14 protein-coding genes and 1 pseudogene are annotated in these 14,012 nt (G+C 57.5%); 10 read left to right on the top strand and 5 right to left on the bottom strand.

The features are described from left to right. Nucleotides 1-1,510 precede the first annotated feature (1,510 nt). The 6 genes from NKH22_RS31000 (at nucleotide 1,511) to NKH22_RS31025 (ending at nucleotide 6,556) form a co-directional block, all read left to right on the top strand. Nucleotides 1,511-1,756: a hypothetical protein gene (locus NKH22_RS31000; RefSeq protein ID WP_352912365.1), complete on the top strand. Its 246-nt coding sequence runs from the start codon at nucleotides 1,511-1,513 to the stop codon at nucleotides 1,754-1,756. A gap of 729 nt (nucleotides 1,757-2,485) precedes the next feature. After that, nucleotides 2,486-2,833, top strand: coding sequence for a VanZ family protein (locus tag NKH22_RS31005; protein ID WP_023686079.1), 348 nt, complete (start codon nucleotides 2,486-2,488; stop codon nucleotides 2,831-2,833). A 1,334-nt stretch (nucleotides 2,834-4,167) separates the two neighbouring features. Then, the gene (locus NKH22_RS31010) at nucleotides 4,168-4,290 is read left to right on the top strand and encodes a hypothetical protein (RefSeq protein WP_245261978.1); all 123 of its coding nucleotides are present in this window, start codon (nucleotides 4,168-4,170) and stop codon (nucleotides 4,288-4,290) included. Between the two features lie 463 nt (nucleotides 4,291-4,753). Next, a complete protein-coding gene (locus NKH22_RS31015) occupies nucleotides 4,754-5,509 on the top strand; it encodes a Crp/Fnr family transcriptional regulator (protein WP_352912367.1) in 756 nt (251 codons plus the stop codon). 574 nt (nucleotides 5,510-6,083) lie between these two features. After that, nucleotides 6,084-6,314 (top strand): hypothetical protein, encoded by a 231-nt coding sequence (locus NKH22_RS31020; RefSeq protein ID WP_352912369.1) that lies wholly within the window; start codon nucleotides 6,084-6,086, stop codon nucleotides 6,312-6,314. After that, nucleotides 6,314-6,556, top strand: coding sequence for a DUF982 domain-containing protein (locus NKH22_RS31025; RefSeq protein WP_352912371.1), 243 nt, complete (start codon nucleotides 6,314-6,316; stop codon nucleotides 6,554-6,556). Before NKH22_RS31020 ends, NKH22_RS31025 begins: the two co-directional genes overlap by 1 nt. Before the next feature lie 750 nt (nucleotides 6,557-7,306). Here the strand turns inward: NKH22_RS31025 and NKH22_RS31030 are convergent. The 3 genes from NKH22_RS31030 to NKH22_RS31040 all read right to left on the bottom strand — a co-directional run bounded on the left by NKH22_RS31030 (nucleotide 7,307) and on the right by NKH22_RS31040 (nucleotide 8,145). Beyond that, complete coding sequence (locus NKH22_RS31030) at nucleotides 7,307-7,534, bottom strand: KTSC domain-containing protein (protein ID WP_023673160.1); 228 nt, start codon at nucleotides 7,532-7,534, stop codon at nucleotides 7,307-7,309. 37 nt (nucleotides 7,535-7,571) lie between these two features. Next, nucleotides 7,572-7,766, bottom strand: coding sequence for a hypothetical protein (locus NKH22_RS31035; protein ID WP_023699326.1), 195 nt, complete (start codon nucleotides 7,764-7,766; stop codon nucleotides 7,572-7,574). 193 nt (nucleotides 7,767-7,959) lie between these two features. Next, the gene (locus NKH22_RS31040) at nucleotides 7,960-8,145 is read right to left on the bottom strand and encodes a DUF3606 domain-containing protein (protein WP_023700484.1); all 186 of its coding nucleotides are present in this window, start codon (nucleotides 8,143-8,145) and stop codon (nucleotides 7,960-7,962) included. Nucleotides 8,146-8,271: 126 nt separating this feature from the next. On the opposite strand from NKH22_RS31040, the pseudogene NKH22_RS31045 reads away from it, so the two are divergent. After that, nucleotides 8,272-9,136, top strand: a pseudogene (locus NKH22_RS31045) (ATP-dependent DNA ligase). Nucleotides 9,137-9,566: 430 nt separating this feature from the next. Further along, nucleotides 9,567-9,872 carry a hypothetical protein gene (locus tag NKH22_RS31050; RefSeq protein WP_023673877.1) on the top strand — a complete coding sequence of 102 codons (306 nt, stop codon included), beginning with the start codon at nucleotides 9,567-9,569 and terminating at the stop codon, nucleotides 9,870-9,872. A 176-nt stretch (nucleotides 9,873-10,048) separates the two neighbouring features. Here the strand turns inward: NKH22_RS31050 and NKH22_RS31055 are convergent, their stop codons facing one another. Beyond that, nucleotides 10,049-11,020, bottom strand: a complete 972-nt coding sequence (locus tag NKH22_RS31055) for a hypothetical protein (RefSeq protein WP_023707400.1) — start codon at nucleotides 11,018-11,020, stop codon at nucleotides 10,049-10,051. Nucleotides 11,021-11,239: 219 nt separating this feature from the next. Here NKH22_RS31055 and NKH22_RS31060 point away from each other — a divergent pair, with 219 nt between their 5' ends. Beyond that, the gene (locus NKH22_RS31060; protein WP_023673879.1) at nucleotides 11,240-11,479 is read left to right on the top strand and encodes a hypothetical protein; all 240 of its coding nucleotides are present in this window, start codon (nucleotides 11,240-11,242) and stop codon (nucleotides 11,477-11,479) included. A gap of 89 nt (nucleotides 11,480-11,568) precedes the next feature. On the opposite strand, the gene NKH22_RS31065 is transcribed toward NKH22_RS31060, so the two are convergent. Then, entirely contained in the window at nucleotides 11,569-11,781 is a 213-nt protein-coding gene (locus NKH22_RS31065) for a hypothetical protein (RefSeq protein ID WP_023695016.1), read from the bottom strand. A gap of 359 nt (nucleotides 11,782-12,140) precedes the next feature. Here NKH22_RS31065 and NKH22_RS31070 point away from each other — a divergent pair, with 359 nt between their 5' ends. Further along, nucleotides 12,141-12,881 carry an SDR family NAD(P)-dependent oxidoreductase gene (locus NKH22_RS31070; RefSeq protein WP_023673881.1) on the top strand — a complete coding sequence of 247 codons (741 nt, stop codon included), beginning with the start codon at nucleotides 12,141-12,143 and terminating at the stop codon, nucleotides 12,879-12,881. Nucleotides 12,882-14,012 lie beyond the last annotated feature (1,131 nt).

A 14,012-nucleotide genomic window follows, 5' to 3' on the forward strand; every position in this document is an offset into this window, starting at 1 on the left:
GCCTTCGTCATCGCTTTCCCGTATTTCGACCAGTATCCGATAAATTACGCCACGACCGTCACGGTGCCCCTGGTTGCTAGCTAGGCGTACGACCGGCTTTCGTTGAGTTGGCGGCCCTGTATTCAGCTTCCCAAGGCAATGCGTCGAAGTCGGGCTTGTGCCCCGCTTCACGGTAGGCGGCCTGAGTGAGGAAACCTGCTTTGTCCCGCTCCACAACGCAAACAAATGGCGGAGTGCCCGGGCACCTATAAACGCCTACAGCTTTTTCCATGCAACAGGTGTGCTACGGGTGCTCGGAGATGTCGTCCTTCATTACGATGACAGAACAAGAGCGAGGACAGCAGCGGCCCGGCATCACTGAAAGGGTGCGGGTTGGTAAAATTCGTACAACTCTTTTCATTGCGGAGAGAGTTTCGGCGAGCTTATTAATGTGTCGTTTGCCATTGCCTTTTCTGGGAGGCTGCGATGGTTGCAACGCCCATAGATATCGCTCGAGCGGCCACTACGGCCACCTTGCTGATGCGCCAGAAGTCCATGGCGGAACCCGCCACATTTCGCCGGGACATGGACCAATCGCGCAGGGCCATCCGAGCCTCACGCGAGCTTCTGAAGCGCCTTGGTCACGTCGTCGCGACGTGGCGCTAGGCTGGGAAGATGCCGACCCGTCTACTGTTGCCGTCTCCGCCTTTCAAGCCGACGTTCTCCGCTCTGCATTCCGAGCCCTAGTAGGGGAAACGGGTACGCCTGAGTGTCAATGGCGCGATTTAGCCAAGGCCCTGGTGCGCGATTTCACTGGGTGCGAGCTGATCGAAACTGGCTTGGTGGATTGGATCGTCAGCAAGTAGCCGCTGCCCGCCAGCGGCCCAGCAGCGGTCTGCGGGGACTTTGCAGCGGACGCGCTGGGCCTGACCGGTGGGGCGGTGTGGTATCCGCCGGCTGGCGAACATATGCGCCTCCTGCCAACGCCAGCGAAACATCCAAACGAACGAGGCGATCTAACCGCGATCTCGCCATCCAAGGCCAACACATAGGCCGATAGCAAAGGCCTATAATCGCTGAGAGAACGAAAATGGCCGACGCCATGGTTGGGGAACCCGGGTGGGTAGGCGCCGGCCACAAGTGGAACAAGCCCGCCGCGCCACACACATGGCTGATTTGTCATCACGTGGTTATGGTGTGATCGCGCAGGGCTGCACCAGCGGAACTTAGTAAACGCCGCTTGGTAAGCGATCCTCGACGCGATCGTTCATCGCCACGACGACTTGGGAAACTTGACGGCTGCAGCCTTCTGCCATGTCAAGCTCAAGTCGTTAACAGCGGCCGCCCGGTCATGAGCAGGCATGCGCCCATCCTAGCATATCGCGCTGCCGGTATCGCAAGGCGCCGGCAGCAAGGGGGAGGCGACCAGAGCCGATGTGAAGGGACTAGGCAGCTAATATTCGCTTGCGCTAATTTAAATGTGCCGTAACGTCATGCTCAGCGTTTTTGGGGAGGAGCAACGGTGGGGAGTATGATGAGATTAGCTGTGTTTTGCGCGGCGATCGTGATCGCTGGGACTGGTGTCGCTGTTGCCAAGGAGAAGAAGGTGGTGGTGAGTGACGCCACGGACCTTTGCTCTACGAAGCACTCGGCCAAGAAGCAGGTGCTCGAGCTGGACTGCAGGCCGACCGGAACCGCCAAATTGCCGGCCGGTGGAACGCCGGAAAAGCCGCGCCTCGGATACGACACCGATCCGTGGCTGGTTAAAGGCCTTTAGACACCAGGCGACGGCAACACAGCGCGGCTAAGGGGAATGTGCGCTGGCGGTGAAGCCTTCTTTGTTCTCTCATCGGTGGAACATTGTCGCCTGGAAACGCTTCGGACGGTGCACTGCCCCATCAGTGCAACGTTCCCTTCCTTGTTTGCACTGGCCGGCTGCCGAAAGGTGGCCGGCTTTTTTGTATATAACCGCGACCTGATGTTTGGGATTGTTGATGGACAGCCGCGAGTGGCCGCTGCTGGCCTAGCGTCTAGGATTGGAATACGTAGAGGCGAGATCACCAAGGCAGGAATGGCCAGACTAAACAGCGGTTTCGTCTGTTAGCCGCGACGCCGGCGATAATTGAATTCAGAAGGGCGTCGGCCCGGCTGCACCGCCGGGCCAAGGCTGGAAGAGTTCCGCTCCCGCCCAGCACGATACGCATCGCAACTGGCCGCAAGCGGTACCAATGGCTCGCCTATTCCGCCGCGTCTTTTCGGCAGGAAACCCTCGGCCTCATCACAATGGAGGGCGACATTCGCAGCGCCCTATGGAACCATCCAGAGTGACATAGGCTGTTTCATGCAACTTCCTGATGACATCAGGAGGCCTGTTAAGCATGCCAGTTGTTCGCGCTCGTAGCTCAGATGCAGGTTGGAGCTCTGCCTAGTGCACCAGTATCGGAAGCGAGAACTAGGAACCGGGAGTGCTGCGGATAGATTGCCGCAGTGGAGCTTTTATCAGCGCATGGCAAGGGCTGCCTTTCTCTCCACGTTGGCGGTCGTCCTGTTGCTCGCGCTATTGCCAGACCACTTGCTGCACGCCCTCGGATTGGCCCTTACGTCTCATCACGACAAGCTCAACCACGCCGCCGCGTTCGCCACCTTGTCGGCTTTGGGTAGCCTCGGCTGGCCCCAACAGGTGGTCCGGCTGGCGGTTCTACTTGCTTTAACGGGCGCAGCGATCGAAATCCTTCAATGCGTCACAGGCCGTGACATGAGTGTCTTCGACTGGTTTGCCGACTGCGCCGGAATGGCATACGGGCTGAGAACTATGAGCTGGGTGAACGAGATTCTGGGCGAACCGGTTATTTGATCGCCACAGGCTCCGCTTTACCGCCGCTGTCTTGGCCCCACTTGCCAGCCTCACGCCCGGGGCCGCCTTCGATCACCCTCGCTATTTCAATTTCCGACGCAAAGGCCGATAGCAAGGCGAATGGGTTTCAGGCCGCTCACCATTTAGACTTAGGTCCGATTCTTTCGCGCAAATGGCCGAAGCCGGAAACATTTCTCCTTCTACTTTGTTGCAGTGGCCGTGCCGCTGAGGAGAACATGCACAGTGCCTCTATCAAACGAACTGCGCGACGTACCTTTAGAATTCCAATGCCCCTCCTGTTCACGCCCTATGGTGAGAAGGGGATCCTGGCTGAAAACGATTGCCGGTTTCAAATGCGATAGTTGCAGGTCCAGAGTGCGGCTCGGCTACGAAGAGAAGCTGGCCATATTCGACCGGCACCTTAAGCGAGGCGCGCCGGATCTGGGCCGACGACCAATGGAGTGCGATCCCGGCAACGGTTCCTGAGAGTGTGTCGGCAATTCAAGCTCCAACTGCTTGCGGTCTGCCGCAAGTCCAAGCTTTCATCTGGTCGCAGGGTCAGGCGGCTCTTTCGTCCGTACGGAACCGATGATGGCGAGAGGTTTCGATGCGTCGGAGCACCGAGCAGGTCTACACGTTTTTCGTAGCGACCACCAATCTCTAGCTGACCACTTCAACGCTTTGACGAGGTGCGAGCAACTTGATTTTCAATAGTCTTTTTCGGGCCAACATGCGCGCCGCCTCTGCGATGCGGCCTCCGTAAGCATCGGCGACGAATGATAGCGTCGACAGGTCAATAATGAGGTCACCGACCGCGCCCGCCAAGACATTGGACCCGGGCCCAAATTGATCCACCAGCGCCCGCACTTCCTTAAGTGCCGTCGAGGCTTCACCCGCATCCAGCAGCGCCTCGATGTGATCGAAAATCTACATCCCGACCCTCCCGCTTGCGCCTCACACGCTGAGCCCCCTCGAATGGAAAGGAAAACGATGGCAATATCGCGCGAAAAGAAAGCGCCTGCCAAGGTGCTCGCGGACGAGGCGGCTATTCAGACAACAAGAAAGCCCTGGTGGACCCACGATGAAGGGCGTCCATGGAGGGCGTTCAGCGAGACGCAACCGAGATCCGGCGCGACATTAAACGACAGCGATGCTTGAGCCGCGCTCTCTTACGAGCAATCCGAGCAGCGCCCAGCCGCCAGCCGATCGAAGATGTACGCCAAGACCGACAAGCTGGTGCAGCGTTTTGCCAAGGCTGAAGACGCGGTGAATCGCTCAGCGAAGACATGACCGGGGTGAAGGCGGCCACTGCCGAGGTGACCCGGTGGAAGTTGATGGGCCTCGGCGCATTCGGCTCACTGCATCGCAGCGGCGGCGCTCGCGTCGCTAGTTACGCCCTATTGGTCCTATCTGGCGCGTGCTGCGTGGCGGATCACGAGTTCTATCCGTGCTGCTAAGTCAGCAGAATTCCACACCACCTCCGGATAGGCCGTCTAATCCGGTAACCGCACATTCTTGAGCACATTGTACGATTGTTACGCAAAGCAGCGGCCGCATCGACTCTCATCATCTTGGAACTACATTGCCACAATGGCACAGCTCTTTGAATCCGCCCCAGTGAGCGCTTCATTTCAGATGATCGTGGACCACTATGAGACAGCGGTTTCACTCCAGGAGCGCATTGTGACTCGCGCTCGACAAGTCGGCTTGTCAACGAAAAGCGATGACGAATTCCTGGAGTATCTGAATGCCGTCTTAGCGCGGGCGCGCCAAAGCTTGGCTCGCGCTGATCAACGCAGTTGTTAATAAATGGGACATCCGCGGCCCGCAGGCATACAGTGTGCTATCGACGGCAACTCTAAGGGCGTCCGTCGGCTGTGAGCGATCAACATGCTTCCGCCCCAATAGGGAGAGGGAGCTATGACAGACTCCAGTTCACGAACTCACACTGCCGCGCAATGCGACACCCGCCAAAATTCCATCTATCGCAATTCGCTGCTGCTTCGAATGTGCTCGGCAGATTTGGCCTTGCTGCAACCTCATTTGGAAAGCGTCTCCCTTGGACTGAAGACGCATCTCGAAGTGGCGGGGTCTCCAATCAGAACCGTGTACTTCTTCGAGAGCGGTCTCGGGTCAGTGGTGGGCGAACTGCGGCCTGGTATTGAAGCTGAGATCGGAATCATAGGTTGTGAGGGTATGACCGGCTCAGCGCTTATCATGGGCGATGACCGGTCAACGCACGATTGTTACGTCCAATTAGAGGCCCGAGCCTTTGTTATCGACGCGGGCCTCTTCACCAAGGCGCTTTTGACAAGCCCAACCCTGCGAAGTTTTCTGCTCCGCTGCGTTCACTACTTTCACCTCCAGGCAAGCTTCACCGCGCTCAGCAATGCCCGGATGAACATCGTCGACAGGCTCTCAAGATGGCTGGTGATGTGCGATGATCGCGTCGACGGGAACAGCTTTGCGATTACGCACGAGTTCTTGTCAGTTATGCTCGGTGTCAGGCGGCCCGGCGTCACCATAGCGCTGCAAACCTTGGAGGGCCAAGGTCTGATACGCTCAATGCGAGGAGAGGTAGTCATTCTTGACCGAGCGCGTCTGATTGCGCTGGCTGATGGGTCATATGGCAGGGCTGAAGCCGAATACGCTCGGCTAGTCGGCAAACTGCATTGACCCCAGACGCCGCGCCCGTGGCACTATCCTGAGTGCCCCTGCAACGGAGCCCGCCGGCTGAGCCACGGTGTTTTTGCGTCAGGCGGGAACATTCCCGCTCTGAGGCTGTTTGGCCACAGCTGGCTCGTTCTTCAGCGGTCCGTGCCGGTGACCAAGATGTCCTCTCCACTCGTCATGGTCGGCCCGCGCAGCCTCCGAAGCAGGCGCGGGCCATCCCTGCAGCGTCGCCAGACGTCAGCGGGCTTTTTATCATTCGCCGTTTATCATGGAAGATTTGCAAGTTCGCGCCTGCGACGTTGCGCCATTGGATCAACACGTCCATGGGACGATCATCAGGCCTCCGCTCGAAAAGCCGGGTATAGAACTCCTCCGCTTTGTCCATCCTTGGCGAGCACGGCGTAAATTCCTTGGATTTGCATTCATAAATTGATTCCACCCATAATGAGCAAAGGGCGGGTCCCGTTCCAAAATGGGGTGTTTGCGGCAACCTGCTTTGTACGTTTCCGGCTCTTGCCTTTTTCGGAAAGTGACCCACAGAATAGCTGGTGAGGTTCTATCTCTCTGGGAGGATGGGATGGACGTTCAAGCACCTGTTCGGCCTGTGCAGCAAACGGCCAAGGAGCTGGTCCGCGAGGTCCTGTTGGGTTCTCAACCGGGCAATATAATTTCCCTGAAGGCGACCATTGCAGCGGTGCGCGAGCGCGGCCATGATCTTCGTGAGACTGACTGCCAGTTGGTCGGAATGATCGTCAATTCAGCCTCCCTTTGGGGACTGTTCATCGCCTTTGACGTTCGAGAGGCTTGATGCCCCACCGCTGGTTCAACCCTCCGGTTTATGTGAAGACTGAGCGCCCGGGGCTTCGCCTTGGTGTCAACCGAGTTGATGCCGCCGCGGAGGAGCTTCTAAAGTGGTCCAATCGTGGCCCCAAGTGGCGGCTGGCGGCTGAGCCTTGCCTATCTGCGATGGATGGCAAAATGCCGGGTAACGACTTCCGGCTGCTGTTCGAAGCCGCAGCCGATGAAGAGGAGATGCTACTGCCGGATTAACAACGCTATACGGACGGGACCATGCGCGTCTGTTCGCGTTGGCGGTCGGCGAATTAACTTGAATAATCTGACGCAAACGGCTGTGGCCATTGCTCTGTTTTGACCTTTTGTGTTACCTATTGTGCTTCGTTCCCGAGCTTCCTTTTCGATCCCTTGAAGAATACCGGAAAGAACGGGTTCGCGATGTCCGACACCAGAACAATAAGCGAATCGGAACGACCCCGGCGAAAATCAATTGCTTGTCGATTGAACTGAAATCCGATCGACCTTACAGCCTCGTTCACGCGGGTTCGGGTATCCTCCCTCACGTCGCCTGTACGCTCGAATTTCTGCTTTTGGGATCCGCTGGGGCCAGCTCAAAGACCGACGAGGCGCTTAGCCGACTGGCGGCTCATCACGAGAGCGGTCCGGCAGCTTTAGGAGTAGTAGATTTGCATATGGGTGCCAACTATTCGTCCCAATTGGGACAGGCTGCGGCCGGCAAGCTGCGCCTAGGTCTCACAAAAGGCTCTTGTCTCAGGAGGATAAGGACGCTGTGATGAAGGACTGCGCTGACGCAGATATTGCGAAGGCCCATGAGAACTTCTGCAAAGCTGCGATGATGATGGGCAAATAGGCCCAGCACCTAGCTTAATATAATACGCGCCCGCTGGCCCGGCCGGCGGGCGTTTTCGTTTGCCCTCGGAACCTGGTCAATTCGCACAGTTGCTCCCCTGCGATGGCGCGGGCCGCCTCGAATCTGAAATTCTGTCAATCGCCCGACGCGGCTGCTGCCCTCCCTGCCGCGAGCCGGAATGCATAACGATTGCGGATGTGGCTGTTAAAATAGACGCCCTTGGCAAAGGCAGCTTTGAACGCGGCAACGGCCTCAGCAGGTACGTCCAAAAACTCGTAATGCTTCCCGCTCGCTACAAACCAAACCGAGAGAACCCTGGTGTTCGGGTCATAGTCGAACTTGCGTATCGAAGTCGACGGCATGGTATGCCATCCAAACTCAGCCGGGTTGGATCGCCAGCTACAGGCTGAAACTGTATTCGAATATGTGGCCGCGCTTTTCGTCGGCAACCCTGATCCAGATGGGCTCGGTGGTGCGCAGAGTGATGTCGCGCTCTGTCGCTTCCCGCGCCGCCCTGATCGGCGTTGTCGCGTTGACGATGTGGGTAGCCGTCACGGTATCGCCGTCCATTTCCTCAACGTGGTATTTCGGCACTTTTGTTCCTAGGCGTCTAGTTCGATAGGCTGATCGTGATCCGGATCGGAATGATAAGCGACCTGGCGAAAATCGCGCATGTCGATCTGTTGGCCGCAAACAGGGCAAGGCATGAAATGATCGAGCTCGCTCGCGGGCGGGCCTTCATGTCGGTGCCCAATTATTGGTCTGCCGAGATCCGATAGCCTGGTCATTATTTCCGCAGAGCCTTCGCTTCTCGCTCCAGCGTTTCGCGTTGGTTGCCGTGCTTCGCGATCAATTCCTTGACCTGCTGCGGGGTGATCCCGGCCTTGGCTGCGAAATACTCGACTTCATAATCCTCATCGGCCGAGACCCGGTCCCGATCGCGGAAGTCCCGCTTGCTCTTGTCGTCGGCCATATCGATTCCTCCTTCGCTCATCCCGCAACGCCGAGTTGACGAGTTTGTTGCACCCAAGAGGCTGATTTCCAGTTTCGGAACTATTTTAGCTTAATCTTATTGAATCGCCGGAGGGCGGATCAGTGCATGCGTTTGAAGTTCATCGAGCCGTTGATGCCGACCCTTGTGGAGAACCCTCCCGAGGGTGAAGGCTGGACCCACGAGGTCAAGTTCGACGGCTACCGATCGCAGATGATCATCGATGAAGACGGCACACGCATTTATACGCGCAACGGCCACGACTGGACGGCGAAATATCGCGACCTGGTGAGAGAGGCCAAGCGCCTTGGTGCCGAAAGCGCCATTGTCGACGGCGAGATAGTCGTTCTGAACGACAAGGGCCTTTCGGACTTCGCAGCGCTGCGCAAAGCCATTACCCGCCGGCAGCACGACTTGTATTTTGTTGCCTTTGATCTGCTTCATCTTAACGGCCACGATCTGCGCGATATGGCGCTAGAGGAGCGGCGCGAGATCCTGGCCGGCATGATCGAGCCCGGCGGGCGTATTCAGTTCAGCGAGCCCTTGCCGGGGGAAGCCAAGGCCATCTTTCACTTGCTCGACAAGGCCGGACTTGAGGCATGGTGTCGAAGCGGAAGGACAGCAAATACCGAAGCGGTCCGTCGACCAACTGGCTGAAGGCCAAGTGCTATGCGATTGACGAGTTCGATCTGCTCGGCGTCGAGCGTGAAGCGGGCAAGCCGGCTTTCGCTCTGATGGCTGAGCGCGGCACCGGGCGCTATGTCGGCAGCGCATTCGTCACCTTGAACCGGGAAATGCGCGAGAGGCTATGGAAACGCGTCCAGGAGCACCCAGGCACGGCGCCCAAGGGCGTCATGAAGCGGCCTGCGACGCAATGGGTCAAGCCGGGCTGATCGGCCGCGTGAAGCACTTGCGTGGCGAGGATGACCTGCGGCATGCATCGCTGCAGGACTTCCGCGAGGAGAACAAATAGCAGCTCCACAACTGGCCATCGCTTTTGCGAGAGGCGCGCATCCCAACGCCGCAAAGGCCGAGCTGAACGCGATACCGCAGGAACTCGCCTCACGCTGATCAACGGTTAACACGGCTAAGGACGCCTAACACTGTCATTGCAAAGAATAGGAAAGGAGTTTTTAGACATTCATTCATCTATCCGTGCTTTCTAATGAGCTATGTCTTTCAGCACCTTCACCCGGATATTGGAGGATGTCGTGGATGATAATTGATGCCGCCAGCGGAGGTTTCCGCATGGCACATCTTACCGCCGACTACGCCTATCTGATCGCGTTCCCGTTTTTCGATCAATACCCAATCAATCACTCAACGACTGTCACCGTCCCGCTGGTTGCGAGCAAAATCCCGCCGGCCTTGGTTTGGAAAAGGGGCCATCCTGGATGCGAATTATGACAAAGATTTTTGAGATCCTGGTGGGAAGCATGGCGATTGGAGCCGTTCTCGCAAATCTTTGCATGCCGGCGAACGCCGCAGTTGGCGACGACGGAACCACTGCCCCCACTGGCACGAGCGGTGCCACTGTCGGAACCGAGTCCCCCGACCATCCGACCAATACGGATCTGCCTCGCATTGTCGACGCTATGTCGAGCGCCGAAATCACTCGGTTCAAGAAGCGCTGCATCGACGTGATCGAGAGCCGGGGCGTTTATGATCGTGACCTGCGCCAGCTCTGCCTGCTGATCTGGCGCCACTAACCAAACCGTTCGCAAGTGCCGGAGCTGTCGACATGACACTCTCCAGTTCCGACAATAGAGGCCCGCCCACCGAAAAAGGTTGGCGGGCTTTTAGCTAGCGGCCCTTACCCTACGGTTGGGTAAGTGTTTCCGCCCGATTATCCGCGCCCTAAAAGCGCATCCCCTCGATGCCATCTTCACTGCACTTCCCAATCATCCCCACCGTCTAAGTCCGAATGCTTGGCCCTGAAGGTTTCAAGATAGTCGACTATCTGAGGGTCGTTCGGGTCGAACGCTTGCCAATGTGGATCATCATCGACGTTGGCCAGATCGAGAAACTCGGTGATGTCCACCCCGCCATTGAGGGCGGCGACGCCAGAGTTCAAGCCGATGTATCTCAGGTTGAAGTCAAAGCGAAAATCGGGTGACCGGAAGAACTTGGCCCTGTCGCAGTCCGGGAAAGGCCGGGCTCGGAAGTGGTCCATCAAGCGCTGCTTTTCAGCGATGCCTTCAGTAACTGAAATCATGTATGTTTCCGGCCGTGACAGACTTTCGTTGATCCGGCCGGCCGGCTTCCTCATGGCGCCCCAGAGGTGAGGCAAGCCAATTGCAGAGAAGAAATCCTGACCGATCGATTCGCCGGGCCAAAATTTAGGGTTGTATGGTCGAACGACAACACGATCAGGTCCGAGCGCCTCAACAAACGGTCGCAGGATTTCGTAGAAATCAAGTTGATATTCCGCGACTTCGATGGGGCCCGTCAGGTAGTCTTTGACGCATTGCGCATACACGCTCTCAAGCAAGTGATCGAAGCGCCGCAAATAGAACACCACCTTCACCTCGGCGCCAATATCCAACAGACCCTGAAAAATAGATGGATGAGTGCTGGCTCGCGAAAATTCCTCGCCTGACATCAGCAACGTCTCGCAATCGGAATCGAGTGCGAAGAACGCGCCAACGTTCTGCTCAAACGATTTGCTGTCGTCGTAACCGATTGCGGCTATGCTGTGCTGCGGCCCGAACGCTTCATTGGCCGGGTCGTGGGGGTCGGGGTAATGGATCGAGTTCCCCGCCAACAGATCCCGATTGGAGGCCAGGCTCGCCTGAAGATAAGAGCTTCCAGTCTTGTGAATTCCGCAATGCAAAATAAACTTCTTATAGCGCCTCAATGGCCGCCACTCCCGTTCACTCCTGATTGTTTATCAGGCGCCACTGCGTGCGCTCGGGACCATACCATGGACCGCAGTTGGTGGCATTACCCCGAATGCATACGGCAGGGCAGATGACGGACGCTAGTCCGCGGCGACATTGCGCCGGTGCTTCCAATCGAACGAAACGCCGGCCGGGGCCAGGCGGTAAGTGCTCTCGCCGGAGGTGGATCAGACAGTATGAGCGGCATTGATCTGATCTCCAATCTCGCAGCGACCATGGCTCCGGTCATGGAGCAGATGGGCGTTATCGCAGCTTCAGAACTCGGTCCCGAAATGCTGCAAGATCGAATTCGCGCCGAGGCTTATGCAAGCGGAAGCGTGGTGGTCGGCCGATATAAGGTGGGCTGCGTGGTCACGACGAATGTAGGCACCACGGTCATGCGCCCGCGCTCCCCTCGTCCAGCCCGCTCGAGCTGAAATTGACTGCTCAACGATGGAGGCGGAGAAGGCGCACTAGAGCGGTCCGACCGCTACAGCGATAGCGCCATCAAGACAGCGCTGCTACGTCAGAGCAGCAGGTGAATTGTCACAAGCTCGATGATCAGCAAAACGGCGCACACCGTGCCCGCAAGGGCATAGCCTCTCCAATAGGCACGGATATCCTGATCGGTTTGGAATGCTTCTAGCCAGAGCCCGTCGGGGAAGACGCCAAGGCAAATTGGGATAGGCATCGCGGCTGGCACGATTGTATCAGGTGCTAAAGCATCTCTGCCCAACATGCAGGCGGCTCTCTGACCGCGAAGAACGCATATTAGCCTGCGCTAACTAATGGCGAAAGCCCTTCATCGAAATATCGCCGACCTGTCCTGATTGTCTCTTTGGTTCTTTCAAACTGGGCAATGGCGTGTCGCCGCAGGAGAGCGGGACAAAGAACAACATCGTCTAGCCCCCTTGACCTGCCAAGAGGCATCTGAACAGGAAAAGGTGACGAAAAGCGCCAGGCGGCGCCGCAAGGCGAAGCTGTGTACGATCTGGAGCTCGCTACCGATCAGGTCATAGCTGGCTCCGGCGCCCCCCAGACCATCTGGCCGCTGGCGAAAATATGCGATCCTGCTAAACTTATCCCGTGTGAACACACATGAATGGGGGCTTTGTGCCGGTATCATATGACCTCATTGGCAAGACAGCCGTCGTAACCGGCGGAGCAAAGAGTATCGGCAAGGCAATCGTAGAGCGCCTTGTAGCGTCGGGTGCTTCAGTGCACGTGTGGGATCGAGATCAGATCGAACTGAAGGGTGTGGTGTCTACGAAGGTCGATATTACCAGCCGCGATCAGGTAACCCATGCGATCAACATGATCGTCGATCGTGGCCTGCGTATAGACGTTCTGGTTAACAACGCCGGTTATCTAGGAACCCTTCACCCGTTTGACCAACACGAACCTGCAGACTGGCGAAGCATCATCGAAACCAATCTGATCGGCACGATGCAAGTGACGCAGTTGGTTTTGCCCCACATGCGAAAATGGGGTGTTGGCCGCATTGTCAATATGGGCTCTTTGGCGGGCAAGGAAGGACTTGCCAACCTTGCCGCCTATTCAGCCTCCAGCGCAGGTATCGTAGTCTTCACAAAGGCGCTTGGGCGTGAGGTTGCCAATACAAACATACGCGTGAACTGCGTCGCTCCTGGGCCAATCGATACTGACATGATCCGAAACCTCGGGGTCGCAGCTGTCGAGACAATGATCGCCGATAGTCCAATGAACCGGCTCGGCCGGGTCGAAGAAGTTGCCCACATGGTGGCCTGGCTGTGCTCGGACGCCAGCAACTTCAATACCGGCGCGGTATTCGACATGTCGGGTGGGCGGGCGCGTTACTAAGCGCCGACTGTCTCGGTGCTTTCAGGTGGCCCGGCGTCACCGTGGACCAAATACTCCCACCCCTAAACGGCGACCTATGTGATCCCCTCATGGCAACTCTGCGGTACGAGGTAAGGCGGGAACCGGATGGGACGTGGACGGTGTTCGACGTGTTCACCGGGCAGCCGGCTATTATAGTGGGCCACCCTTCTGTCGACCTTCCCGACATGGAGTATGCTGAAGAGCTGGCAGCCATCCTGAATGCCAACAACCTGAAGCATAGTCTATATCACGGGAGGTCCCCCGAAGGTTCGCCTGACCGAGGTGGCATGACAAGTTAGCCATTCAACCAGCCTTCGTACTGCCCATCCAGGATGGCTCGTCCGATTCCGAGCAAGCATTAGTTATTGAACTCCCGACTACGACGGTCTTAAATCGACTTCCCATTGCGTTTCGTAGGGAGGATGTGATGGGCAAGGTGGTGCCAATTCGCAGGGCCACGCCTTGCGTGGAAGTAGTCGGAGCCAGTGGCGAATGGGTAGGGTCGTCCGCATCATAGAGACCGACCAGGAAATTACACGCTCATTCGGCCTGAATCGTTTGCGCTGTCCTTCGCAGAAGGCCAGCGGATACGCCTGCATCTCGACAAAAAGCTCTGGGTGAACGGTGCTAAATCCCCGAGCCGTCCAGTTGCTGGCTGTCTTGCCTCCCCAGGGCGCCGGCATGGAGGCTCGGTTTCGGCAGTAACGTCGAGACGATGCGCTCGACGAGCCTGAAGGTCGATCGTGAAAAATCGGACGCTCAAAGCTCCTGCCTCGGGCCGCGTTCTCGCCGCTCAATGATCGTCGAACTGCCTGCGTAGGTGATCAGGTGAAACCAGACCTATTCCTCGCCCGTCACGCCTCTCTTTCAGCCGTGCGACGACTACATGCTGGCCGCTTTCTGAGGATTTTCACCGCGAAGCTGACGGTCCGCTTGCGGCCCCATCTCAGTCATACCGATCACAGGCAGGGCGTGAAGCGCGCGTCGCATTGCGAGTAGGGAAGGTAGTGTGCTGAGAGTTCTGCAATTCGCTGAGAGAGGGCGGTCATGGCAGGCTGGTGATGTTCAACGTCACCGATTCCCTGGAAGGAACGCCACCATGACCAAGAC

Origin of the sequence: Mesorhizobium sp. M1252 (assembly GCF_040318265.1) — a bacterium.
Lineage (GTDB): Bacteria > Pseudomonadota > Alphaproteobacteria > Rhizobiales > Rhizobiaceae > Mesorhizobium.